General features: G+C 55.2%; 19 protein-coding genes. 14 read left to right on the forward strand and 5 right to left on the reverse strand.

The window, feature by feature from the left end; all coding sequences use genetic code 11:
• Nucleotides 1–351 precede the first annotated feature (351 nt).
• From dnaA to ACN0X6_RS07210, 11 genes are all read left to right on the forward strand, one after another.
• Nucleotides 352–1,842: a chromosomal replication initiator protein DnaA gene (gene dnaA, locus ACN0X6_RS07160; RefSeq protein WP_417702900.1), complete on the forward strand. Its 1,491-nt coding sequence runs from the start codon at nt 352–354 to the stop codon at nt 1,840–1,842.
• A 171-nt stretch (nt 1,843–2,013) separates the two neighbouring features.
• Nucleotides 2,014–3,117, forward strand: a complete 1,104-nt coding sequence (gene dnaN / locus ACN0X6_RS07165; protein ID WP_160018690.1) for a DNA polymerase III subunit beta — start codon at nt 2,014–2,016, stop codon at nt 3,115–3,117.
• Nucleotides 3,117–4,220: a DNA replication/repair protein RecF gene (gene recF, locus ACN0X6_RS07170; RefSeq protein WP_417702901.1), complete on the forward strand. Its 1,104-nt coding sequence runs from the start codon at nt 3,117–3,119 to the stop codon at nt 4,218–4,220. Before dnaN ends, recF begins: the two co-directional genes overlap by 1 nt.
• A gap of 4 nt (nt 4,221–4,224) precedes the next feature.
• On the forward strand, nt 4,225–6,645 hold the full coding sequence (gene gyrB / locus ACN0X6_RS07175; RefSeq protein WP_417702902.1) for a DNA topoisomerase (ATP-hydrolyzing) subunit B: 2,421 nt from the start codon (nt 4,225–4,227) through the stop codon (nt 6,643–6,645).
• Nucleotides 6,646–6,913: 268 nt separating this feature from the next.
• Complete coding sequence (locus ACN0X6_RS07180; protein ID WP_417702903.1) at nt 6,914–8,524, forward strand: N-6 DNA methylase; 1,611 nt, start codon at nt 6,914–6,916, stop codon at nt 8,522–8,524.
• The gene (locus ACN0X6_RS07185; RefSeq protein ID WP_417702904.1) at nt 8,521–9,846 is read left to right on the forward strand and encodes a restriction endonuclease subunit S; all 1,326 of its coding nucleotides are present in this window, start codon (nt 8,521–8,523) and stop codon (nt 9,844–9,846) included. The genes ACN0X6_RS07180 and ACN0X6_RS07185 overlap by 4 nt, the downstream gene beginning before the upstream one ends.
• Before the next feature lie 10 nt (nt 9,847–9,856).
• Nucleotides 9,857–10,741: an OST-HTH/LOTUS domain-containing protein gene (locus tag ACN0X6_RS07190; RefSeq protein WP_417702905.1), complete on the forward strand. Its 885-nt coding sequence runs from the start codon at nt 9,857–9,859 to the stop codon at nt 10,739–10,741.
• Between the two features lie 3 nt (nt 10,742–10,744).
• Nucleotides 10,745–14,029 carry a type I restriction endonuclease subunit R gene (locus ACN0X6_RS07195; RefSeq protein ID WP_417702906.1) on the forward strand — a complete coding sequence of 1,095 codons (3,285 nt, stop codon included), beginning with the start codon at nt 10,745–10,747 and terminating at the stop codon, nt 14,027–14,029.
• A 13-nt stretch (nt 14,030–14,042) separates the two neighbouring features.
• Nucleotides 14,043–14,753: a SprT family zinc-dependent metalloprotease gene (locus ACN0X6_RS07200; RefSeq protein WP_417702907.1), complete on the forward strand. Its 711-nt coding sequence runs from the start codon at nt 14,043–14,045 to the stop codon at nt 14,751–14,753.
• A 196-nt stretch (nt 14,754–14,949) separates the two neighbouring features.
• Nucleotides 14,950–15,369: a hypothetical protein gene (locus tag ACN0X6_RS07205; RefSeq protein ID WP_322942033.1), complete on the forward strand. Its 420-nt coding sequence runs from the start codon at nt 14,950–14,952 to the stop codon at nt 15,367–15,369.
• A 2-nt stretch (nt 15,370–15,371) separates the two neighbouring features.
• Nucleotides 15,372–16,892, forward strand: a complete 1,521-nt coding sequence (locus ACN0X6_RS07210; protein ID WP_417702908.1) for a retron St85 family RNA-directed DNA polymerase — start codon at nt 15,372–15,374, stop codon at nt 16,890–16,892.
• Here ACN0X6_RS07210 and ACN0X6_RS07215 read toward each other — a convergent pair.
• The 5 genes from ACN0X6_RS07215 to ACN0X6_RS07235 form a co-directional block, all read right to left on the reverse strand.
• Nucleotides 16,867–17,097, reverse strand: coding sequence for a hypothetical protein (locus tag ACN0X6_RS07215; protein ID WP_417702909.1), 231 nt, complete (start codon nt 17,095–17,097; stop codon nt 16,867–16,869). The genes ACN0X6_RS07210 and ACN0X6_RS07215 overlap by 26 nt on opposite strands.
• Before the next feature lie 236 nt (nt 17,098–17,333).
• On the reverse strand, nt 17,334–17,579 hold the full coding sequence (locus tag ACN0X6_RS07220; protein ID WP_417702910.1) for a hypothetical protein: 246 nt from the start codon (nt 17,577–17,579) through the stop codon (nt 17,334–17,336).
• Nucleotides 17,580–17,638: 59 nt separating this feature from the next.
• A complete protein-coding gene (locus ACN0X6_RS07225) occupies nt 17,639–17,956 on the reverse strand; it encodes a hypothetical protein (protein WP_417702911.1) in 318 nt (105 codons plus the stop codon).
• A 295-nt stretch (nt 17,957–18,251) separates the two neighbouring features.
• Nucleotides 18,252–19,544 (reverse strand): hypothetical protein, encoded by a 1,293-nt coding sequence (locus tag ACN0X6_RS07230; protein WP_417702912.1) that lies wholly within the window; start codon nt 19,542–19,544, stop codon nt 18,252–18,254.
• 332 nt (nt 19,545–19,876) lie between these two features.
• Nucleotides 19,877–20,776: a hypothetical protein gene (locus tag ACN0X6_RS07235; protein ID WP_417702913.1), complete on the reverse strand. Its 900-nt coding sequence runs from the start codon at nt 20,774–20,776 to the stop codon at nt 19,877–19,879.
• Between the two features lie 206 nt (nt 20,777–20,982).
• Here ACN0X6_RS07235 and ACN0X6_RS07240 point away from each other — a divergent pair, with 206 nt between their 5' ends.
• From ACN0X6_RS07240 to ACN0X6_RS07250, 3 genes are read left to right on the forward strand one after another with little or no spacing between them, the layout of a single operon-like run.
• Nucleotides 20,983–21,609, forward strand: a complete 627-nt coding sequence (locus ACN0X6_RS07240) for a hypothetical protein (RefSeq protein WP_417702914.1) — start codon at nt 20,983–20,985, stop codon at nt 21,607–21,609.
• Complete coding sequence (locus ACN0X6_RS07245; RefSeq protein ID WP_417702915.1) at nt 21,602–23,530, forward strand: Mu transposase C-terminal domain-containing protein; 1,929 nt, start codon at nt 21,602–21,604, stop codon at nt 23,528–23,530. Before ACN0X6_RS07240 ends, ACN0X6_RS07245 begins: the two co-directional genes overlap by 8 nt.
• Complete coding sequence (locus ACN0X6_RS07250) at nt 23,527–24,432, forward strand: TniB family NTP-binding protein (protein WP_417702916.1); 906 nt, start codon at nt 23,527–23,529, stop codon at nt 24,430–24,432. Before ACN0X6_RS07245 ends, ACN0X6_RS07250 begins: the two co-directional genes overlap by 4 nt.
• The last annotated feature ends 7 nt before the right edge of the window (nt 24,433–24,439 follow it).

Raw genomic sequence — 24,439 nt, forward strand, 5'->3', positions numbered from 1 at the left:
GTGCTGCCAATGTCTGTGGACAACCCGCTGACAGCAGCGCTCTGCTTGCTCATGCGGCGATGATAAGTCTGTCCAAAAGGCGTGGTTCTTCTGTGCGTGTCCTGCATACAGCCTGAGGATAGAATGCCGGGTTACCCACAGCCGGGTTATCCGGCCGTTCATCCCCAGGCTTTTGCAGAAGCTTATCGGGTGCTTATCCACAAGGCTCATGGGGTATCTGATAAGTCTGATGAATGGGACTAAGGCTTTGATTTTACTTGGCCATCTAGCCCCTGCTATGTGGATAACTCGGTCGTTGGCCGTTACAATGGCTGCTGTTTTTTGCATCGCCGCCTGGATAGGGGATAGTCAGTGTCAGTGGAACTATGGCAGCAATGCGTCGAGCTTTTGCGCGACGAGTTGCCGGCCCAGCAATTCAACACCTGGATCCGTCCTCTGCAGGTCGAAGCCGAAGGCGACGAGCTGCGCGTGTATGCGCCGAATCGTTTCGTACTCGACTGGGTCAACGAGAAATACCTGAGCCGTTTGCTTGAGTTGCTCGGTGAGCGTGCCGGCGGTCTGGTGCCTGCGCTTTCCTTATTAATAGGCAGCAAGCGCGCCGCCACTGCCCGTGTTGCGCCAACGGCCCCGTTGCCTGCTGCTGCGCGTGCCGCTCAGGTGCAGGCAGCAGCAGCCGTCAGCAAGCCAGTGCCGCCGCCAGCGCAGCAAGAGCCGTCGCGTGCCAGCTTCGACTCCATGGCAGGTTCCACGCCGCAACCGCCGACCCCAGCCGTTGCGCCACGCACCGAACGTACCGTACAGGTCGAAGGTGGCCTGAAGCACACCAGCTACCTCAATCGTACTTTCACCTTCGATAATTTCGTCGAGGGCAAGTCGAACCAGTTGGCACGTGCTGCCGCCTGGCAGGTGGCGGACAACCCCAAGCACGGTTACAACCCGCTGTTCCTGTATGGCGGCGTCGGCCTGGGCAAGACTCACCTGATGCATGCCGTGGGGAATCACCTGCTGGCGAAGAACCCTAACGCCAAGGTGGTGTACCTGCATTCCGAGCGCTTCGTCGCCGACATGGTCAAGGCGTTGCAGCTCAACGCCATCAACGAATTCAAGCGCTTCTACCGTTCGGTCGATGCGCTGCTGATCGATGACATCCAGTTCTTCGCCAAGAAGGAGCGCTCCCAGGAGGAGTTCTTCCACACCTTCAACGCGCTGCTCGAAGGGGGTCAGCAGGTGATCCTCACCAGCGACCGCTACCCGAAAGAGATCGAAGGTTTGGAGGAGCGCTTGAAGTCGCGCTTCGGCTGGGGGCTGACCGTGGCGGTCGAACCGCCCGAACTGGAAACTCGCGTGGCAATCCTGATGAAGAAGGCCGACCAGGCCAAGGTCGATCTGCCGCACGATGCCGCGTTCTTCATTGCCCAGCGTATTCGCTCCAACGTGCGTGAGCTGGAAGGCGCGCTGAAACGTGTGATCGCTCACTCGCACTTCATGGGCCGAGACATCACCATCGAACTGATCCGCGAATCGCTCAAGGATCTGCTGGCCCTGCAGGACAAACTGGTCAGCATCGACAATATTCAGCGCACCACCGCCGAGTACTACAAGATCAAGATCACCGATCTGCTTTCCAAGCGTCGGTCGCGCTCGATCGCCCGGCCGCGTCAGGTGGCCATGGCATTGTCGAAGGAATTGACCAATCACAGCCTGCCGGAAATCGGCGTGGCCTTCGGCGGTCGCGATCACACCACGGTGTTGCACGCATGTCGTAAGATTGCTGAACTTAGGGGATCCGACGCGGACATCCGCGAGGACTACAAGAACCTGCTGCGCACCCTGACTACCTGAACCAGTTAAAGTCTGCTGCGCGTCGGCTCTGCTGCGTTGAAAACAGGCTAGGAATGCTCATGTACAAAAGTACACTCCGCTTCCTCCCCTGTTTTCGCCTTGCATGGCTCTAGCTCGCGAGACTTTTTACAGGTTCTAATTACGCATATCCACGAGGCAAGGGACTAGACCATGCATTTCACCATTCAACGCGAAGCCCTGTTGAAACCCCTGCAACTGGTCGCCGGTGTCGTGGAACGACGCCAGACGCTGCCGGTACTATCCAACGTCCTGCTGGTGGTCGAAGGCCAGCAGCTGTCGCTTACCGGTACCGACCTCGAGGTCGAGCTGGTTGGCCGGGTCACGCTTGAAGATGCCGCCGAACCCGGTGAAATCACCGTGCCGGCACGCAAGCTGATGGACATCTGCAAGAGCCTGCCGAGCGACGCGCTGATCGACATTCGTGTCGATGATCAGAAGTTGTTGGTCAAGGCCGGTCGCAGCCGTTTCACCCTGTCGACTCTGCCGGCCAACGACTTCCCCACCGTCGAGGAAGGTCCGGGGTCGCTGACCTTCAACCTGCCGCAAGCCAAGCTGCGCCGCCTGATCGAGCGCACCAGCTTCGCCATGGCCCAGCAGGACGTGCGCTACTACCTCAACGGCATGCTCCTGGAAGTACAGAGCGGCCTGCTGCGTGCGGTCGCCACCGACGGTCACCGTCTGGCCATGTGCTCGATGGAAGCGATCATCCAGCAGGAAGGCAAGCATCAGGTCATCGTGCCGCGCAAGGGTATTCTCGAACTGGCTCGTCTGCTCACCGAGCAGGACGCCGAAGTGGCCATCGTTCTCGGTCAGCACCACATCCGTGCCAACACCGGCGAGTTCACCTTCACCTCGAAACTGGTGGATGGCAAGTTCCCGGATTACGAGCGCGTGCTGCCGCGTGGTGGCGACAAGCTGGTGCTGGCGGATCGTCAGGGCCTGCGTGAAGCGTTCAGCCGCACCGCGATTCTGTCCAACGAGAAGTACCGTGGTATTCGCCTGACCCTGGCGTCTGGTCTGCTGAAGATTCAGGCCAACAACCCGGAGCAGGAAGAGGCCGAGGAAGAGATCGTTGTCGACTATGCAGGCAGCGGCCTGGAGATCGGTTTCAACGTCAGCTATCTGCTGGACGTGCTGGGCGTGATGGGCACCGAGCAGGTACGCCTGATCCTTTCCGATTCCAACAGCAGTGCCCTGCTGCAGGAAGCCGACAACGACGATTCTGCCTACGTTGTCATGCCGATGCGTCTTTAATGTCCCTAAGCCGTATCACGGTCACCGCGGTGCGCAATCTGCACCCGGTGACCCTCTCCCCCTCCTCCCGCATCAACATCCTCCACGGCGCCAACGGCAGCGGCAAGACCAGCGTGCTTGAGGCGATCCATCTGCTCGGCCTCGCCCGCTCCTTCCGCAGCACACGTCTGCAGCCAGTCATCCATTACGAACAACCCGCCTGCACCATTTTCGGCCAGGTGCAGTTGGCCGAAGGCGGTTCCAGCAATCTGGGTATCTCTCGCGATCGTCAGGGTGAGTTGCAGATTCGTATCGATGGGCAGAACGCGCGGAGTGCTGCACAGCTAGCCGATCTGTTGCCCTTGCAGTTGATCAACCCGGACAGCTTCCGCCTGCTGGAGGGGGCTCCTAAGATTCGCCGGCAGTTTCTCGATTGGGGCGTGTTCCACGTGGAACATCGCTTTCTCGGCGCCTGGCAACGCCTGCAGAAAGCCCTGCGGCAGCGGAACTCGTGGCTGCGCCATGGTACACTTGACGGTGCTTCGCAGGCCGCATGGGACCGCGAGCTGTGCAGTGCCAGCGAGGAAATCGACACCTACCGACGGGCCTACATACAGGCGTTGAAACCGGTGTTCGAACGGACCCTGGCCGAGCTGCTGGAGTTGGAAGGGCTTACCCTCAGTTACTACCGTGGGTGGGACAAGGATCGGGAGTTGAGCGACGTGCTCGCCACATCCCTCCTCCGCGATCAGCAGCTTGGGCATACCCAGGCCGGGCCGCAGCGCGCCGATTTGCGCCTACGACTTGCGGGGCACAACGCGGCAGAGATTCTGTCGCGAGGACAACAGAAACTGGTGGTGTGCGCATTGCGCATCGCCCAAGGCCACTTGGTTAACGAAGCCAAGCGTGGTCAGTGTATCTATCTGGTGGACGACCTACCGTCGGAGCTGGATGAGCAGCATCGCCAGGCATTGTGCCGGCTGCTGGAAGATTTGCGCTGCCAGGTGTTCATCACCTGTGTGGATCATGAATTGTTGAGGGAAGGCTGGCAGACGGATACGCCGGTTGCCATGTTCCACGTGGAACATGGCCGTATCACCCAGACCCAAGACCATCGGGAGTGAAGGCATGAGCGAGAACCAAACGTACGACTCCTCCAGCATCAAGGTGCTGAAAGGACTGGACGCCGTACGCAAACGTCCCGGGATGTACATCGGTGACACTGACGATGGTAGTGGTCTGCACCACATGGTGTTCGAGGTGGTCGACAACTCGATCGACGAAGCGCTGGCAGGCTATTGCAGCGAAATCACCATCACCATCCACCCGGATGAGTCGATCAGCGTGCGTGACAATGGCCGTGGTATTCCGGTCGACATGCACAAGGAAGAAGGCGTTTCGGCGGCCGAGGTCATCATGACCGTGCTGCACGCTGGCGGAAAGTTCGACGACAACAGCTACAAGGTATCCGGCGGCCTGCACGGCGTGGGTGTGTCGGTGGTGAACGCCCTCTCCAAGGAGCTGGTGCTGACCATCCGCCGTAGCGGCAAGATCTGGGAACAGACCTACGTCCACGGTGTACCGCAAGCGCCTCTGGCCGCTGTGGGTGACACCGACGGTACCGGCACGCAGATCCACTTCAAACCGTCCGAAGAGACCTTCGCCAATATCCACTTCAGCTGGGACATCCTGGCCAAGCGTCTGCGCGAACTGTCCTTCCTCAACTCTGGTGTGGGCATCCTGCTGCGCGACGAACGCACCGGCAAGGAAGAGCTGTTCAAGTACGAGGGTGGCCTGAAAGCCTTCGTCGAATACCTGAACACCAACAAGACGGTGGTCAACCAGGTATTCCATTTCAACATCCAGCGCGAAGAAGACGGCGTTGGTGTCGAAGTGGCCCTGCAGTGGAACGACAGCTTCAACGAGAACCTGCTCTGCTTCACCAACAACATTCCGCAGCGAGACGGTGGCACGCACCTGGCTGGTTTCCGTTCCGCCCTCACCCGTCACCTGAACAACTACATCGAGTCCGAAGGCCTGGCGAAGAAGTTCAAGGTTGCCACCACCGGTGACGATGCCCGCGAAGGCTTGACTGCGATCATCTCGGTCAAGGTGCCGGACCCGAAGTTCAGCTCGCAGACCAAGGACAAGCTGGTATCGAGCGAGGTGAAAACCGCGGTCGAGCAGGAAATGGGCAAGTACTTCTCCGACTTCCTGTTGGAGAACCCCAACGAAGCCAAGGCCGTGGTCGGCAAGATGATCGATGCCGCTCGTGCCCGTGAAGCGGCCCGTAAAGCGCGTGAGATGACTCGTCGCAAAGGTGCGCTGGACATCGCCGGCCTCCCCGGCAAGCTGGCCGACTGCCAGGAAAAAGACCCGGCACTGTCCGAACTCTACATCGTGGAGGGTGACTCCGCGGGCGGTTCTGCCAAGCAGGGCCGTAACCGCAAGACCCAGGCCATCCTGCCGCTCAAGGGCAAGATCCTCAACGTCGAACGCGCGCGCTTCGACCGCATGATTTCCTCTCAGGAAGTTGGCACGCTGATCACCGCGCTCGGCTGCGGTATCGGTCGTGATGAATACAACATCGACAAGCTGCGTTACCACAACATCATCATCATGACCGATGCTGACGTCGACGGTTCGCACATCCGTACCCTGCTGCTGACCTTCTTCTTCCGCCAGCTGCCGGAGCTGGTCGAGCGTGGCTACATCTATATCGCTCAGCCGCCGCTGTACAAGGTGAAGAAAGGCAAGCAGGAGCAGTACATCAAGGACGACGAGGCCATGGATGAATACATGACCCAGTCGGCCCTGGAAGACGCCAGCCTGCACGTCAACGAGAACGCCCCAGGTCTTTCTGGCAGCTCGTTGGAGAAGCTGGTCGGCGAATACCGTGGCGTGATGAAGACCCTGGACCGCCTGTCGCGTGTTTATCCCAAGGACATCACCGAACACTTCGTCTATCTGCCCCGTATTTCGGTGGAGCAGCTCGCTGACCAGGTCTTCATGCAGAACTGGCTGGAAGGCTTTGCGGCACGTCTGAAGACTACCGAGAAGTCTGGCCAGACCTACAGTGCCAGTCTTCGCGAAGATCATGAACGCCACCTGTGGCTGCCGGAAGTGGAAGTGAAATCTCACGGGCTTTCCAGCTACACCACCTTCAACCGCGACTTCTTCGCCAGCAACGATTACAAGACGGTCACCACCCTGGGTGATCAGCTGAACAACCTGCTGGAAGAAGGCGCCTACGTGCAGCGTGGCGAGCGCAAGAAACCGGTCAGCACCTTCAAGGAAGCGCTGGACTGGCTGATGACCGAAAGCACCAAGCGTCACAGCATCCAGCGATACAAAGGTCTCGGCGAGATGAACCCGGATCAGCTGTGGGAAACCACTATGGACCCGGAAGTGCGCCGCATGCTCAAGGTGACCATCGAAGATGCCATCGCCGCCGACCAGATCTTCAATACCCTGATGGGCGACGCCGTGGAGCCGCGCCGCGACTTCATCGAGTCCAATGCCCTGGCGGTGTCGAACCTGGACTTCTGATGCCCTCTGTAGGTAGACAAAGTTATTTGCCCATTCGGCCAAAGTTAGAGGGTTAGGCCAAAGTTAATTGCCTGCTGCCCTCCTCCTGGAAACCCCGGTTGACTGAAAGGTCTGCCGGGGTTTTGTCGTTCAGGGGGAATTGATTTTTCGGGCTTCAAGTGGCGTCGACTTGTAGAATCGAGCCCACATTTTTTCTGATGCGCCTAGGCGGCATGGCAGCAATCGCCAGGTGCTGGGCGTCGTGCTTTTTATAGGGATTGATTTACCCATGGCTGACAAGCTGTCACTCGAAACGCTGGAGTCCTGGCTCTGGGAATCCGCCAATATTCTGCGTGGTTCCATCGACTCCTCCGATTTCAAGAACTACATCTTTGGCTTGCTCTTCCTCAAGCGTTACAACGATGTGTTCGAAGAGCGCATTGCTAAGCTGATGAAGGACGAAGGCCTGAGCTTTGGCGATGCTCAGGATGAGATCGAGGACAAATATGGCAAGTTTCCGATCAGCGCCCGCTGGTTCGATCTGATTTCGCGCACCGAGAATATCGGCGAAGCCCTCGACAAGGCGTTTGCGACCATCGAGGCCAACAATCCTGAACTGCAACATGTGTTGACCGCTACGCAGTACGGCGATAAGCGGGTGCTGGCGGATGCTACCTTGCAGCGTCTGCTGCGTCACTTTAACCAGTACAAGCTGGGCAATGACGACCTGTACAAGGCCGACATGCTGGGCGATGCCTACGAGTATCTGATCAAGCAGTTTGCCGACGACGCCGGTAAAAAAGGCGGCGAGTTCTATACGCCCAAGGCTGTCGTGCAATTGGTGGTTGAGTTAATCGACCCGCAGCCCGGCCACAGCGTGTATGACCCCACCTGCGGCAGTGGCGGCATGCTGGTAGAGAGCGCCCACCATGTATCCGGTTTGCCCAACGGCACCCTGATGGGCAAGCCTAATGTGCTGCTGTACGGGCAGGAAAAGAACTTGGGCACTTGGGCCATCGCCAAGCTCAACCTTTACCTGCACAACATGCATGCAGCCATTGAGCGTGGCGACACGCTGGTAGAGCCCAAGCACCTCGATGGTGACTTCCTGAAGACCTTTGACCGGGTGATTGCCAACCCGCCGTTCTCGGCCAAGTCCTGGTGGACTCCGCTGGAGTTGAGCAACGAGAACGAGCAGGACAGCGGAAAAAAGCTCAAAGCACCCAACTACAAGCAGGTTAGCGATCCCTATGGTCGGCTGGTCTATGGCATCCCTCCACGGGGTTATGCCGACCTCGCCTTTGCCCAGCATATGCTGGCTAGCCTCAAGGCTGACGGTCGCATGGGTGTCATCCTGCCCCATGGCGTGCTGTTCCGCAGTGGCGAGGAAGGCAAGATTCGTGAGGGGTTACTTTTCGGCACTGACACCGCCAGCGGCAATCAGCCGGGAGACCTGATTGAAGCAATCGTCGGGCTACCTCCTGCATTGTTTTACAACACTCCTATTCCGGCATGCATATTAGTTCTGAACAAGCAGAAGCCGAAGGCGCTCAAGGGCAAGGTAATCATCATTGATGCGAGCGCCGACTTTAGTAGTGACAAGGTGCAGAATAGTCTGCGCGCTAAAGACGTCTCCCGTATCGTTAGCACTCACAAGGCCGCGTTCGAGCAGCAGTCTGAGGTGGAAGGCTACTGCCGTGTCGTCACGCTAGACGAAATTCGCAGCAACGACGGTAACCTCAACATCGCCCGATATATAGACAACGGCGAGACTGAAGATACCGTCGATCTGGTTGCAACCTTGGCGCAGCTAGGGGCTCTGTCCGAGGACGAGGCTAAGATTGATAGGCGTTTAAGGGGCTATCTAGCCGAGTTGGGGCTGCTGGAGACTGAGGCATGAGTTTGGCGGGGAGGCCGGGATATCAGGAAACCGCTGTCGGATGGATTCCATGGGATTGGAATGTAAAACGGCTTGGTGACCTCTGCTCCCTCATTACGAAAGGTACTACTCCTACTACAGTTGGTTTTTCCTACCAACCAACAGGTATCAATTTCGTAAAAGTTGAGTCAATTGATGGTATTGGAAATATAGACCTGAAAAAGGTTGCGTATATTTCTGAAGAGGCCCACGACGCACTCAATCGCTCAAAGTTGCGTGAAGGAGATATTCTATATTCAATTGCAGGCGCAATTGGTAGAACAGCAATAGTTCAAGCACAGCATCTACCGGCAAATACAAATCAAGCTCTTGCTATAGTTAGACCAAGAGATCTAATACATACCCCCTATCTCCGTTTTGTTCTGTCGAGCGAGGCTCAACTAAGTCATATTTCGCAAATTAGCGTGAGTTCAGCGCAGGCGAATATCAGCCTTAAGGATGTATCATCGTTTTCGATAGCATTTCCCTCGCCTCCAGAACAACAGAAAATCGCCGCTATCCTCACTGCGGTGGACGAAAAATTGGACGTGATAGCTCGCCAGATTGAAAGCACACAGATCCTCAAGCAGGGCCTGATGCAAACCCTGTTCAGTCGGGGCGTGGGCACCCAAGATGCCAGTGGCCGGTGGGTACTTCATGCGGAAATGAAATCAGTGCTGTCGCTGGATATACCTGCCTCATGGGATGTAGTACGGCTCGGCGATATTGCCCCGCTAATTCGCCGGCCAGTAGAAATTCGTCCCGATGCGACGTATCCCGAGCTTGGCCTCCGCTCTTATGGAAAGGGGACATTCCATAAGCCAGCACTTCTCGGATGTGAGGTTGGAAACAAACGGCTATTCGAAATCAAAGCTGGAGATCTCCTATTTTCAAATGTGTTTGCTTGGGAAGGTGCCGTAGCAGTAGCAAAGCCCGAAGATGATGGTCGCTATGGGTCGCATAGGTACATCACATGTACTGTGGACAAGTCTCGGGCCGATACTACCTACATCTATAGATACTTGATCACACCTGCTGGGATCGCCTCGCTTTCATTGGCCTCTCCAGGTGGTGCGGGTCGAAACAAAACCCTTGGTTTAAGTGCGTTGGCCAACATCTCCATTCCACTGCCTCCTCTAGCTGAGCAGCAGAAGATTAGTCAGATTCTCGATGGCGTTGAGGACAAACTTAAGTTGCTAGAATCGAAGCAATCAGCTGTTAAATCCCTCAAACGCGGCCTGATGCAGAAGCTGCTAACCGGCGAGTGGCGGGTCAAGCTCGACAGCCCTACCGGCACAGCCTGAGTTTCTATTCATGGACGAAATCCCCCAACTGCTCCCGGATCCTGTGTCTGACCTTCAGCGCACTGTGCAGCGTAAGCTCGGACGCTGCATGTTGCAGTTGCAGCAGTACGAGCGGCTGCTCAAAACCATGGTTGCCCACAGCGAATTGAGTGGCCCTCCGGAACGGCTTCAGTCGATTCACGACGAGAAAGTTGTCTGTGCCCATAAAAAGACCCTGGGCACCTTGGTGGGGATGCTGACCGAGAGCTATCTGAAGCTGCCGGACTTAACTGATGAGCCAGAGCAGGCGGAGCCTATTGATCAGATATGGATCAGCTTCCGCTGTCAGATGGAGTTACCCGAGGAGCGCTACGTCGAGACCAAGGCTGCGCTCAAGGAGCTGGTTGACCTGCGTAACGAGTTGGTGCACCACTTTCTTCAGCGCTTCGACCTTTGGAGTGTCGATGGCTGTATAGCCGCCGAGTCTTATCTCGATGAAAGTAACGAAACCATTGACGGCCATTACCTGACGCTGCGCGATTGGGCCAAATCCATGGATGAGGCTCGACAGCTCATGGTGTCTTTTATGCAGACCCCGGAGTACAGGGATTTTGTTATCAACGGTATTGGGCCGGATGGCGCCGTACAATGGGCTAGCAGCGGTATAACTAATTGCTTGCGTGAAGCGGAAACCAAGCTGGCTCAGGCAGGATGGACGCCACTTTTCGAAGCCATTCACTGGATAGCCAAGACCTACCCCGAGCAGACGCCCAAGCGCTATGGCTGCGGCAGCTGGCGTCATGTCATCCATACGTCGCAGCAGTTCGAAATTCGTAAACAAAGCCAAGCCGATAATGGCCCCACGGTGGTTTGGTATCGCAGTCGCCCGAGGGAAACCTCCAAGGAACAGGAGTAAGCAATGAGCCAGTCACCAGAGAAGGTCGGGGTCGAGCTGCCCGCTATCAACTGGCTGATCAAGTTGGGCTACATCCATCTGCCTGGTACCCTGGTACAAGTTGAGCATCGCCACCTGGCTCCGGTGCTGGATGATGTGTTGCAGGCTCGGCTGCTCATCCTCAACCCATGGCTGGCGAGCGCCCACGGTGGTATCAGCGCGGCACTGATCGAGCTACGCAAGCGCGTCAATGATGAGCTGTTGCCTGCCAACAAAGCGTTCTGGGAACAGGTGGTTCAACGTTCGGATATTCAGGTGAAGGATGTCGAGGGCAAGCCGCGCAGCGTGCGTTTCTTCGATGCCAGTGATGCCAGCAACAACGACTTCCATGTGGTCGACCAGTACGTGGGGCGCAATGCAGACGGGGAAGTTTTCCGCCCTGACCTGTTGTTGTTTGTGAATGGCTTGCCGCTGGCCATCATCGAGTGCAAAGCCAGCCATCACCGCCTGGATGAAGCCCTAGGCCAGTTGGATGGCTACCAAAGCACCTTCCCTACCCAGTTTGTATTCAACCAGGTCTGTGTTGGGCTTAATCGACGTGAAGGGCTGTATGGGGCGATCCTGACCAAGCCTGCCTATTACGCCCGCTATCGGTTGCAGGCGCTGGAGACTTCCGCTGTTATCGCCCTGTTAGGAGAAGCTCCAAGTGAGCAGGACAGTCTCCTGTGGGCATTGTTCGAGCCGAGCCGCTTCCTGCAACTGATCACCCATTTTGTTCTGTTCGAAACCCGCGACGGCAAGACCGTGAAGAAGCTGCCGCGCTATCAGCAATGGAGGGCCGTTCGCAAAACGGTAGACCGGCTGTGCGCGCCGAAACCCATGGGAGGTGTTGTTTGGCATACCCAGGGTAGCGGCAAGTCACTGACCATGGCCCTGCTCGCGCGCATGCTGAGGGCCGATAGCACGGGTTTGAACAATCCTACTGTGCTGGTACTGACCGACCGTAAAGACCTCGACAAACAGATTTTAGATACCTTCCATGCAGTAGGTATCACGGCAGCTCAGGCTGTGTCGGTTGATGGGTTGTTGAAGATGTTGTCCAACGACTACGGCAGCGTGTTTACCAGCACGGTGCAGAAGTTCCAGGAGAACGATCAGCCCTCTGATCAGGCTGCCGAGACGCCTGACGAAGAAGATGATGCCCTACAAGCGATCCGCCACCGGCGGATTCGTGAGGAAAAGGACTTCTTCATCGTGCATGAGCGCAATGTCCACCACCTAGCGGTGGATGAGAACGGTGCACCGATAAAGGCCAAGTGGAAAGAGATCAGCCGGGAGAAGGTGCACTTCCGAGTGCTGAGCACCAAGCCTAACTTCTACGTGCTGGTCGATGAGGCTCACCGTAGCCAGTACGACTTCCTAGCGGCCTTTATGCGCGCCAGTTTGCCCAACGCCAAATTCATCGCCTTCACCGGTACGCCGCTACTGCAAGAGGACAAACACACGCTGGGCGAGTTTGGCGGTGGAGATTACATCGACGAATACCGCCTGCATGAAGCGGTGGCAGATGGCGCAACCCTGCCAATCAAATACCAGGATGCTTGGGTGGCGCTGTCGGCCAATACGGAGCTGGATGCCGCGTTCAAAGAGCAGTTCGCCGACCAGAGTGAGGTGCGCCAGCACGAGTTGAAGCGTGAGCTGCTGCGCCGCTGGCGTCAGGCCGGTGACCGTATGAAGCAGGTTGCGGAGCATCTGGTCGAGCACTTCCTCAGCAACGTGAAAGCCAAAGGTTTGAAGGCCATGCTGGTGTGCGATGGCCGCGACATGGCGGTACGCTACAAAGATTTGCTCGATGCGATCATGTTAGAGCGGGCGAACAAAGGGCTGCCCACTTTTGACAGCAAGGTGGTGATATCTCTGGCCAGCATCACCTCTTCCCGTACGGGCGCTTCCGCCATGGAAGAGGCAGCAGAGTATGAAGTAGAGGCCGACAAGATTCGCAGCATCGAGGAGCGGATTAAGGCCGAGTTGAAAGCCGGAAAAACTCCGGTGGCCATGCCTTCCGAGCAGATCGGCAACTTTGTCAGCAAGCTGTTTCCCCTGCCCTACGGCGACGAGACTAAGGGGCTTGATGGTAAGCCGAAGGCGAACAACGTCGGGCTGATCATCGTCTCTGACATGTTGCTGACTGGGTGGGATGCCCCGATTGTCGGCACCATGTACCTCGACAAGCCGTTAAAAGAACACACTCTGTTGCAGGCTATCGCACGGGTGAACCGCACCCTGCCTGGCAAGAATGCTGGCTACATCGTGGATTACCACGGAGTGGTCGATCACCTTGATCACGCCCTGAAAATATACGGCGGCGAGGTGAAGCCTTCGCAGGTCTGGGAAGGTGTTGAAACCGAACTGCCTAAGCTGCAAGCCACGCTCGACCGTATCCTCAAGTTGCTGCCGAAAAAGAATGACCCGGTGGCACAGCGCGATGCCTACAAAGACGACGCCGAGCGCTTCCTTGATCCTGCCACCCGGCTGGACATGGTCGAAGAGTTCCTCGATTTGGTGAAGCAGTTCAACCGCTCAGTGGACATCATCCTGCCGGACGTACGTGGCGTACCGTTCAAGCCCTATTTCACCCTGCTAGGTGAGATTCGCCTGATGTTGCGCGACAAACTGCCGGGCAGTACCTACAAGGAGCGCATCACCAAGCTGGAGTCCGCGCTGCTGCAACAGCTGCTGGATGAGTACATCGCGGCCAGCCCGGCGAAGAGCCTGCTGGGTCATGAGGTGTCGATTCTAGATGCCAGTGATATGGAGCGTTTGAAGAAACTGGCGAGCCCCGGTAGTCGCGCCCTGGTAATGAAAAACCAGCTGAAGCAGACCATCGTCACCGGTAAGGACAAGGATCCAGCATTCTTCGACAAGATCGCCGAGGAGCTGGAAAAGCTGCTGGAAGAGGAAAAGGCGGGTCGCATTACCCAAGCCAAGTTTTTGGAGCAACTGGAGCTGTTCAGCCAGCGTATTCAGGACAAGGACAACACCGGTTTTCATAAGCCAGCGCACTCAGCCGTTTACCACTACCTTGCCGCCCAACTGGCTGAGGACACGGCAAGAGTGGCAACGACCAAGCTGTTCGAAGATGAAATGCTGAACCGTGCGCTGACGACTGAAAACTGGAAGAAAATGCCGGATACGCACCCTGATTTTAGAGACCACCTTCGCAGAGTCTTGATGCCCCTGGCAGGCTGGGAGCGTTCAGTGGCGCGCGATCACGCCAAGCGAATCTTCGATATCCTGCTGAAAAACTGAAGCGGCGCCATCCATGCCAGTATTGAATTACGGCCAAACGTCTATCGAGTGGTACTTCCAGCTCGATAGCAAACTTAAGCGCCATTACGTGACCGTAGAACGGGGTCGGCCTGTTCTATTGCGTGGGCCGCAGGTGGATGAGCTTAAGCAAGAGGCTTTGGTGCTGCGTCGTGCGCGCTGGATTCGTGAAAAACTGGCCCAGGTGAATCAGCCCCTTGCCTGCGAACCCATCGTGACGGGCAGTCGCCTGCGCTATGCAGGGCGCACCTATTACACCGAAGTTCGTCACGTGCCAGACGCCCTCAAACCTCGGTTGGCATTCACTGCGTCACGCTTCATCGTTGATAACCCTGAAGGTTTGAGTATTCATCCCGATGCCCTGATGCCCATGCTGGAGCAGTTTTACAGGGATCGGGCTCATGAGAAGCTGCCGCTACGTGTTCGCCACTGGCAGCGTGAGACCGGGCTGCTGGCTGCGGGTGTGCGTATTCGTCATTTCCAAAGCCGTTGGGCGAGCTGCGATGCGAACCACATCCTGGAGTTTCATCCTCGGGTAATGGAGCTACCGGCAAGCGTGCAGGACTACGTCATCGTCCATGAGCTTTGCCATACGGTGGAAAAGAACCATACCAAGGCCTTTTGGGCGCTGGTGGCCAGCCATATGCCGGATTGGCGGAGGCAGCATGAGGTCTTGGAGCGGGCGGTGTTTGGGGATGCGGTTTGAACGATTAGGATATATCTTTGAGTGTAGAAGAATTATTAAAATTTTGGGATAAAGGCAAATGGCGCTATTACCATCTGTAGAGCGGTTCGCAAAGGCAGCTATGGACTTATATAGCAGCAATCGGATGGTTGTATTTCTTTGCGGCCCTACCCTGAGTGACTTAACGAACCCTGCTGCTGCTCTGCGAAAGCAGCTTATGGACGAGCTGACTCAGGATGGTTTCGAAGTTGTATTGGGTGAAGATGATGGCCTTGAAAATTTGCGCCAGCAATTTACTAAGGGGTATGCCCATGACAATGAGCTTGAATTTATAAAAAGTGAATGTGGCGCGATTGTTCTAGTAGCCGGAAGTGTTGGTTCCTTTTGTGAGTTAGGGCTTTTTGTACATTGGGTACAAAATAATCATGGCTGCGATTTGATCCTCCTTGTTGATGAAAAATTTAAAGATGATAAGTCTTATTTCAATGAGGGGCCTGCGAAAGCTGCCGATCACTTTGGAAAAACCCTTTATGTCGATTTCAAAAGTTTTAATACTGAACCTGTTCTGAGTCGTCTCCGAGGCCGGAGGTCAAGCTACTTCAGTAGCGGTCGTGGCCGACCGGCAGAGGGAGCCTGATTATGGCTATCACTATAAACAGCAGAATAGTCAGGTTGGCTTTGGGCTGTATACAACCTGCTGATGCAAGCGCCGTAAAAGCTTTCTTAATGAAAGCTTTTAAATACGATGCGAATTTAATTTCTGAGAATTCCGTTCAGGATATTTTTGATCAATGGTCTGCTGACGGTGAGGTAGCCTGTGTCCACAAAAAATCTAAACTTTACACTCTGACAAGGCATGGTGATTCACTATTAAATCGAGAAGAGCGTAGGCTGCGTGATCGTACGCGTCTATTCTTGCTGAAGGAGCTACGAAGCGCTAAGCTGAACCTGCCAGAAGCCGGTGAACCAGAGAAGGCTGATGCTTCGTCAGCCGTAATTGTTGACCATCCACTACAAGAGAGCGAGCGGCCAACAGGCGCGGGCCGCCCGCCTCGCGTAGCTCGTCGTACGGCCCGCGCCTGTTGGCCGCTACTCGCAAAGCAACTTTTTGTTGGCTCTTCCTCCCGCGCTTCTGGCCCCTTTTTCCGCTTTCTATCTTTTCCAACCATCAAGGCTTGCGCTCAGGCCAATGGTTCAGCTGAAATTCCGCAAGATGGCATAGGTCTCGGCGAGATTTCCTTAGCAATTGGAATAAGCCCCCAGCTCATTGGGTTACTCATTCACAGGCCAGAGCGGCATTACCGAACATTTGAAATACCCAAAGCAAATGGAAAGGTAAGAGCAATTCAATCACCTCGAACCATGATGAAAGTGGTTCAATATTTTTTGTTGGATTATCTTCTATATAATCTCCCTGTGCATGTTTCTGCAACTGCATATAGTCGTGGTTGCACGGTCAAGGCCAATGCGATACCTCATGTGGGCAAAAGGTATGTGGCAAACATTGATGTGGAAGATTTCTTTCCATCAATAAAGTCGCCGCTAGTCCACAGGGCCCTTGTCATGGGTGGTTTGGAGGATAAAACAGCGTATTTAATCGCACGGATCACTTCCTATCAGGGAGGGCTGCCGCAGGGAGCACCCACTAGCGCGCATTTGTCGAATGTGGTTCTTTATCCATTTGATAAAGCAATCTCAGATTACTGCAAGGCAGTTGGCGTCAGTTATACGCGCTATGCGGATGATATTACGTTCAGTGGTAGTGATAAGGATGCGGTATGCAACGCTGTCGAGAAGTCAAAAAGTCTTCTTGCCAAGCTAAAGCTAAAGGTCAATAAGGATAAAACTAGAGTATTTGGCCCATCATCCCGACAGGTTGTAACCGGGGTGGTTGTTAATGAGTGGGCTCAGCCCTCAAGGGAGAAAAGGCGAAAGCTTCGAGCAGAACTGCACCAGGCAAAAATAAACCCTGAGCAATATGCCACACGAGCTGATGAGCTTCGAGGCATGTCTGCTTATATGCTCTCATTTGCTAGTGAGGAACGTGCAGTAGGTGGATTGTCTCGTGGCTATGTTGAGTCTTCTTTGGCAAAACTCACTGAGTACATTAACGAGATGAAAGCAAAGGGAGCAGCTATAGCTCCACCGTCAGAGCCTTGATTCCCACTCCTGCGCAAAAACGCCCCACCGCCGTCAGTGAACGCCACAGCCGCACCGGTTCACGCCGCGAGCGCACGGGCAGCCATTTCACCCCGAGCCGCAGCTCCAGGCGCCAGGCCTCGCCTTCGCGCAGCACGCGAAATTCCCGCGCGGCGCCGGTTTCGACCAGTGCCTGCAACGTCTCCTGCTCGATGGCTGTTTTCATGGCGCCCCCTGCTCTCGCGTCAAACCAGTACCCAGGGATCTGGTATAGCGCAGGGCAGCAGGCCGGATACCGCCATCGGTCTAGCGGTCACCGACTCAGGTTGAGCTGTGGGGGTGTATTTAACGAAACGTCCTATTACGCACAGGGGCAGGCAATCTGCATTACGACAAAAGAATCGCGGTCGCGAATGAGCTCAACCCCATTGTCTGAGATGCTCTGAGCCCAGATTGACGATCTCAAATGGCCGACTTTTTATAAACGGCAATACGCCCGGCCACGCCCGCAAATACCAATCCGTAGTGCTCAAGGTTGGCTCGCACGTGCTTACCGAAGCGGTGGCGTGTTGTCCGTTGCAGCGGAGCCCAGGCCACTTCCCCAATGATGTCGCGAATCTTGCTCGCTTGGCCGAGCGGCATTGCAGAAATATTTCTCTTCAGTGTGTCCGAAGCCCTGTCCCAATCCGACGTTTGCATATGGTGCATTCTAAAGTTCCTTAAAAGTCATAACCTTTTTGGTTCTGGTGATGGTGGATTGGCATGAACTAGCCACGGATGGTGATTTCGATTTGGTCGATGTTTACTCCGAAAGTAATCGCTAGGCCGGCTTTTGCCTCCGCTAAGGTCAATGCTTTGATAACCCCTGAAACCGTTGATGGTGTATCCATGTCGGTTGAGTTCGTAGGCTCTTCCTGTGCCAGCGCTGCCAGAGTTTCGTCAGGAACGTCATACCCAAGCGCCTTATTCAGCGCAATCCAGGTGTCAGCGCGAGGCTTCGCGAACTCCCTGCAATCGGGCTCTTCGTAGCGTCGGGGCATTACCCCATGAATATTGGCTGCCCGCGCCAAGGCGGAACGGCTCAAGCCGAGGGACTCCCGACGGGCTTTCAGGGCCGCTGGGAATTCGGGGGATGCTGGGTAAGGAAGCATGGTGACTCCTGGGCTGGTGGCGGTAGCGGCAGGATAGCTTTTAGGTTGATACTTGGCAACAAAAGTTGCAACTTTATTGGTTGCTGTTAAGTGGTCAGTGCCGATTGGATTCTTCTGTGCACGGATGCTTGGCCGTGATTCAGCTCGTCGATCCGTGAGCCTTTGGCGAGACTGGGGGGGGCAGGTGCATCGCCAGGCAGACGGGGATCCCCTGCTCGCAGACCTGGGATTAGTGGACGCTAATCCGCGCTTCTAGGAAGCGCCCATGCTCAGGAAATCGCTCTTCGAAGTTGCCTCGAATCATCTTCAGCTCTTGGGTGGTGGCCACCGCTTTGTCCCAGGCCGGTAGAAAGCTGAAACCCATGACCAAGGCGCGATGCTTCAAGCGCTTGTAGAGCGGCAGATCTCCCTGATAGGCCGCAAGCAGTAAAGCTTCCCTGAGGATGGTTTTTTGTGTTTCGCCAGAACGATACAGCGCCAGGTCAGCAGCCTGCTCGTAATGGCCTAGCGCCGTCTCTAGCTGGCCGGCCAGCACGTGCCAGCGACCCTCCAGAAATTCGAGAAAGTAAGTGCTGACCGGTTCTGGCTCGTGGATTGCTGTCTGGTGCCGGAATTGATCCAGGGCGTAGCGCGTTCGAGCTTGTTGGCCGGCGGATTTATGGGTGGTGCGTTTCAACTGATCGTCTAGTACCAGGCCCTGGCAGACCATGTCCTGCTTGAGTGCCGAGGCTTGAACATTCAGTGCTGCCAGCTTTGCCCCGATATCGTCGGGCGGCACATCGCTGAGTACTTCACGCAGGATGCAGTCGCGCAGTTTCAGGTGCGCGGCAGCGGCCTCGTCGAACACCGATAGGGCTCGCGCAATGATGAGCCACTCAGTGAATGCCTTGATTAGGCGCTCTCGGACGGGGAATACGCCCAGCAGCGTTTTCTGTAACAGGCTGATGCGTTGCAGCGTGGGTAACTGTTTCCCCTGACGCCACCGCTGCATCAGTTCCCGTCCGTTCTTATTCTCACCACTGGCGTCTGGATACAGCTGATGACCCAATCGATGGGGTTCAACTCCGAGCTCATGCTCCAACCATGAAAAGATGACCGCCACCGGATGTTGCTGATCGTCGAGCAGCATGGCGATAGGGGGACTCGCGACTGCTCTTTGCATTTTCAGCAAGAAGGATGCAGCAAAAGGGGCAAACAAATGGGTAATGAGGGCGGGTAGGCTTTGCTGGCGGGTAAGGGCATCCAGTTGAACGGTTTTGATCAGCTTTATATAGCCTTGGTAAAAGGTGTCCACCGAGGTCATTACGAACTCAGTGAAGTCTTGATTGCTCCTGGCCAGCAGGGGCGCCTCGATCAGCTCATGGCGCAATTGCGTGATCAACTGCCAGTCAAAATCACCTTTCCTGGCCAACTGATCGACATGGCGGTTACTCGCTTTGGTATCGAGGGCCTTGGCGAGAAGACGGTAGCATTCACCTAAGCGAGGGTAAGGCGGCAGTAGGGTGTTTTCTGCTTTCGGCATTGCAGCTGTACTCTCTCCATCCGTGTTAACTGTCCGCTGCTAGCAGCGGACATTACCCTGGCGATCAGGCTTTGGGCCCCTGCCCACGGTTCCCACCAGATTTGTGGCCGTGTACTTTGCTGGGCAAGTTTCCACCGGGGAACGGATTGCTGGTCGCTGGTTGGGAAGTCCCTTTCCCTGCTGTGCCAGAGGCTTTTCCGCTACTGCTTTTGGCCATATGTGCGGTTGGTTTGAGCGTGTGACGAGTCATGCTGCATCTCCAGTGTGAGTAGCGGAATCGCTACAGGGCCTACGGTACGGAGACGCTTGGCAGAAGGCCCGCGCGCAAATGGTCAACTTTTCTCTATGGGGTCGAGGCTGCCGGATAATTTTCGGCCATCACGTAGCGAAACCCCTTCCCACGCGCAGTCATCGTCTCCCCGCAAATCTTTTTCTAGGGCGCGTCGTCGATTGCGATAGGGGACTAATGCCGATGAATCCTCGTCAGGCGTTGCCAGATACAGCCAGCTTTCGAACGCACCGATCTGCTCGGCACGCGCAACCAGCTCTTGGGCCAGGGTTGAGTTCGATGGCAGCAGCAACCAGATACGCTGGAAATAGCGTTTCACCGACATGGCTAGCGTGAGCAGTTCTTCAGCGGCGGGCCCCTCTTTCATCGAGCTATCACCCAGACGCGGAATAACAGCAATTGGCTGATCAGGGTCGTTGATCAGAATGAAATGGCTGAGTGTTCGGAAGCGCTTCACCAGCACCATTTCGCCGTCAGGGCTTCCAAAAAAGCTTGGCCCTGTTCGCTGGGCGAGTTGAAGGCACAGGCGCTGATGTTCAGCTACACGTTGGCGTGCGCGGGAGCGCGCTGTGAGTTGCGCATGCCCGGATTCTGCGGCCATGGAGTCTAGGGCTTCGCGGATTTGCTTCTGCGTCACCTGGTTGTTCAGGATTGCGGTGATGCGAGCTTGAGCGTCCGGTGCGTTCAGCTTGTAAAGGCGCTCTAGTAACTCGACATGGGCGAACCCACACTTGACCTGTTCCACCAAGAGCGGGGTTTCAGATATGCGATCAAGAAATGCCCCCGCGTTGAGCATACGTTTGAGGACTTTTTCGTCGTAGTTTGCGGCTTCGGCTTCACGGCGAATGAGTTGATGGATGCTCTCGTCACCTTCGTGAGCGTCGATTTTCGGGCGTAGGGTTCGATAGAGGCCGAACCAGTGCGTTTGGGCCTTGCGCGGCATACCTGCTTTCCTTGTGAAATTCCTAGGCTACACTAGCATCATAGTAACGCTGTACCCAAAAAATTCTTGACGGGCTCCATGACCATCGCTATAGATATGACATCTACCTAATGGGTACGCTGTACATTATGAAGAGAGATTCCCAAAGCCACTCTGTGACCCGCGACGTTGCGCGTCGCAATAACCGTGGCCGCAAGGCGTATGTAATGAAGTCGCTGAAAAGCGGCCTGGAAATTCGCTTGGAATCGCGCGACGAGCTGGCGCTGGCGAAAGTCCTGGATCTGGATCCGAGAGGCAGCCGGTTGCGGGCTCAGGCAATGACCTTTGACCTGGTTCGGGGCGAGGTGCTGACCGCCCTACCCACCGCCAAGCACAGAGATAGTCAGTACTACACACCCGATCTTTCGGATGTGATTGATGGCATTGAGCATATTTTCGAGGTGAAGCCGAAGCGCTACTGCTCACAGCATAAAGGGCTATTTGATCGAGTGAGCGATTTTTGTTTACGCAACGGTATGAAGTTCAGAGTGTTGTGCAAAGAGGACTTCACCGAAGCGTTCTTGACCAATGTGAGTGTGCTTCATCAATTCGCTAGGCAATGCACTCAACAACTGCCAGCTTGGGCGCAGCAAGTCAGCCAGATTAAAAATAAGACGGGGCACGTCAGAGACGTATTCTGTGGATTGGAGCCGAAAAATCACTTTTTGCTGGCAGGTCTGCTGAGCGGCGTTTTGAGGATGGATCTAAATAAAGCGCTAATTCAATCTATGGATTTTGACGTGTACCCAGGGAATGGAGACTTGGCCCTGCTTGAGGTTCATATCAGTGAATAATCCAATCCGAGAAAACGGGGTTGTGAATATTTCCGGGCAACCCTTCATTATCAAGTCGCTGCAAGTTGATTTGAAAGATATTGTCCTGCGCGGCAAGGGTGGCATTGAGCGGGTTATGGACTTTCAGCAGTTCTATAATGAACTGGCAACTGGAGTCATCAAGATCCCAGGATATGCGACTGAGCGCCAAGGTAAGACTTGGGAGCCTTCAGAATATGCGGAAGCTATTTTCCGCAGAGACATCATCAAGTTAGTTGATAGCGAACAATATCGGCGAGCAGCGCAAAGCGAAAAAAATGAGCTACTGGTTAAAGTTGGACTTGAGCACGAAAAAAAGGTGCCGTGTCCAAAAACCATCAGGCAGTACCAGAAAAAATATGCAAAAGGAGCTTTTGAAGCCCTGATTCCGAACTACCGCGCGCGAGGCGGTAAAGGTTGGAGGGTAAAGGCGGCAGCTAAAGAGCTCGTCCGAGCAGCTATCCTGGAGACCTATGCCAAGGATGACAAGCTGAACCTGGCAGCAACAGCGCGGATTGTGAATGACCGCCTGAAAGGCTCAGATTGCCAGGTTCAGGGTAACCAGCCAATCAGCGTGAAACTGGTGTCCCGAGTGCTTCAAGAAATGCCTCGGGATATCGTCTTAAATGGGCGAATTGATCCTAGAACTTATCGTCTACTGTCGCGGCAAGCGGTAAATGAGTTTTACGTTGAGCATGCCCTTGAACTGGTGCAAATCGACGCCAAGACGATTGATATGTATGTTGTCGATGAGTTCGGTCGGCGATTTTCAAAAATCACCTTGTACTCAATGGTGTGTAGCCGGACAGGCTTTCCCGTGGGCATTTATGTGACAGCCGGGACACCTAGTGAATACTCATTGCTCAAGCTTTTTGAGTTTTTCTTTTCCCCGAAAGACGAGAAATTCAAAGAGCGCTTTGAATTGATTTCAGATTGGCCTGCACCCTGCGGCTTGAATAAAGTTTTATTGGATAACGCGTCTGAAAATGCGGCGGGTGTGTCATTAGAGCTCGTTCGAGATCTTGGGATTGATATCCATTATGCCCGCGCTTATCGCGGTGACGATAAGCCTCATGTTGAATCACTATTTAATACCCTGGATAAAATGGTATTTCACCGGATGCCAGGTTCTAAGAAAAGTGCTGAGAAAGGAATCAAGAATCGACATGAACGAGCAGAGAACGAGGCTTGCTACACCGTCGAACAAGTGTACAAAGATGTTGTTAATTTCATTGGGGACTACTACGTCCATGAGCCTGTCGTGAAGCTCGGATTTCGCCATGGAAAGAATATGACCATTAAGCAGGCGTTGGATGAAGAGCTCAAGAGATTTATGCCGCCACCGCCACCATCCCTTGAACAAGTTCAGCGTCTGATTTTGCATAAAAATAAGGAGACTCGAATTGTTCAGCATTACGGGATTGATTTCGAGGGCTTTCAGTACAACAGCTATGCCTTTCGGGACGTGACGCGGGATTATCTTCAGAAGCCAGTGACGATTCTGTTTAACCCTGCCGAATGCGCGGCGATTTATGCCGTTGATCCGCGTAGCGGCGAGTTGATCAAGCTCGATTGCAAGATGCGCGACGTTCCAAATGCCTCGTTCGAGGTCATCAAAGAGGTTCGTAAGCAGTATGAGCGTGACCCGCAGACCATGACTGGTCATGACTACCATCGTGTGTATGCGCGCTTGCTGAACAAGTGGACGACGGACAGCACCCGGCGTCGCTCAAAGATTTCCGACCATAACCGTGCAGGTCAGAAAAAAGCCCGTGAGGGCTATCACCGTGACGTACAAGCGCAGCTTGACCAGTATGCGGCTGCTCCTGTCGCACGTGCTGTCATGCCGGTCGAGCCGGATAATGACTTTGTGCCGGCACCTGCCGAGGTCATCCAGCCATGAGCTGTATTTACGATCAGCTTGTTCAGCATGAGCGGTTCTCATCCGCCCTTGCTGTGATTTTGGCTGCGGTAGAGCGTGCGCGTGATGAGGATTATCAAATTCAGCCGGTCGTCGGGCCCACACGCGTGGGGAAGACGAGGGTGTTGGCTCGTGCAATCCAAGAGGTTGTGCGCACCTCCGCTTTCGGATCGCAGAGCGTTATCTCGGTGGTCAGTCCCAAGCATCTGACGGCACGAGCCCTGCCAGATGCTTGCCTGAGCAGTATTGGTATGAGCACCGCGGGCTTTAAGAACCATGTGGCAGCGACTGAGGCTTTTATCAAAGCAGCCAATAAGCGGAACACAGAGCTCATCATCTTTGATGAGTGCCAACACATGCTAGAGCGTGGCAGTAGCACCACAGTGCGGGCGGCAGCTGACTTTTTTAAGCTTTTCGATGGAACACTGAAGGCCAGTATCGTCCTGGCCGGTCTGCCATCGCTTAATCAACTGTTCCAGGACAATGAGCAATTGGCGGATCGCGTCAGGCGACCATTCCAATTTTATCCGTATGGCTGGCAGGGCCCGGACTACACGCATTTTCGGGCGGCGTTGGCGACAGCGCTGCAATACCTGGCGAGCAACGGTTGGCGCACGTTCCATCTCAAGGATGCCGAGTTTGCCAAGCGCATGTACATCGCGTGTGCGGGGCGTTTTGGCCTGATCGTCAAGCTCGTTCGCGAAGTGGAGGCCTGTTTGCAGGTCGGCGACGCGCTGTACCCCGAGTTTGCCAACGCCTATGAGGCGGCAGTCATCGGACGCCTGATCGACTTCAATCCGTTTGACATGCGGATCACGGTACAGATCGAGCACATGGCCTTGGTGTACACCAAGGTCATGGCCGAAGCTGGCGTGAAGGTGTGAGGACTCA

It is taken from the genome of Pseudomonas sp. (genome assembly GCF_048269965.1).
Classification (GTDB): domain Bacteria; phylum Pseudomonadota; class Gammaproteobacteria; order Pseudomonadales; family Pseudomonadaceae; genus Aquipseudomonas.

Coding starts and splice junctions, on each gene's coding strand:
- dnaN (WP_160018690.1), top strand. CDS start 2,014: ATGCATTTCACCATTCAACGCGAAGCCCTGTTGAAACCCCTGCAACTG.
- recF (WP_417702901.1), top strand. CDS start 3,117: ATGTCCCTAAGCCGTATCACGGTCACCGCGGTGCGCAATCTGCACCCG.
- gyrB (WP_417702902.1), top strand. CDS start 4,225: ATGAGCGAGAACCAAACGTACGACTCCTCCAGCATCAAGGTGCTGAAA.
- ACN0X6_RS07180 (WP_417702903.1), top strand. CDS start 6,914: ATGGCTGACAAGCTGTCACTCGAAACGCTGGAGTCCTGGCTCTGGGAA.
- ACN0X6_RS07185 (WP_417702904.1), top strand. CDS start 8,521: ATGAGTTTGGCGGGGAGGCCGGGATATCAGGAAACCGCTGTCGGATGG.
- ACN0X6_RS07190 (WP_417702905.1), top strand. CDS start 9,857: ATGGACGAAATCCCCCAACTGCTCCCGGATCCTGTGTCTGACCTTCAG.
- ACN0X6_RS07195 (WP_417702906.1), top strand. CDS start 10,745: ATGAGCCAGTCACCAGAGAAGGTCGGGGTCGAGCTGCCCGCTATCAAC.
- ACN0X6_RS07200 (WP_417702907.1), top strand. CDS start 14,043: ATGCCAGTATTGAATTACGGCCAAACGTCTATCGAGTGGTACTTCCAG.
- ACN0X6_RS07205 (WP_322942033.1), top strand. CDS start 14,950: ATGGACGAGCTGACTCAGGATGGTTTCGAAGTTGTATTGGGTGAAGAT.
- ACN0X6_RS07210 (WP_417702908.1), top strand. CDS start 15,372: ATGGCTATCACTATAAACAGCAGAATAGTCAGGTTGGCTTTGGGCTGT.
- ACN0X6_RS07215 (WP_417702909.1), bottom strand. CDS start 17,097: ATGAAAACAGCCATCGAGCAGGAGACGTTGCAGGCACTGGTCGAAACC.
- ACN0X6_RS07220 (WP_417702910.1), bottom strand. CDS start 17,579: ATGCACCATATGCAAACGTCGGATTGGGACAGGGCTTCGGACACACTG.
- ACN0X6_RS07230 (WP_417702912.1), bottom strand. CDS start 19,544: ATGCCGAAAGCAGAAAACACCCTACTGCCGCCTTACCCTCGCTTAGGT.
- ACN0X6_RS07235 (WP_417702913.1), bottom strand. CDS start 20,776: ATGCCGCGCAAGGCCCAAACGCACTGGTTCGGCCTCTATCGAACCCTA.
- ACN0X6_RS07240 (WP_417702914.1), top strand. CDS start 20,983: ATGAAGTCGCTGAAAAGCGGCCTGGAAATTCGCTTGGAATCGCGCGAC.
- ACN0X6_RS07250 (WP_417702916.1), top strand. CDS start 23,527: ATGAGCTGTATTTACGATCAGCTTGTTCAGCATGAGCGGTTCTCATCC.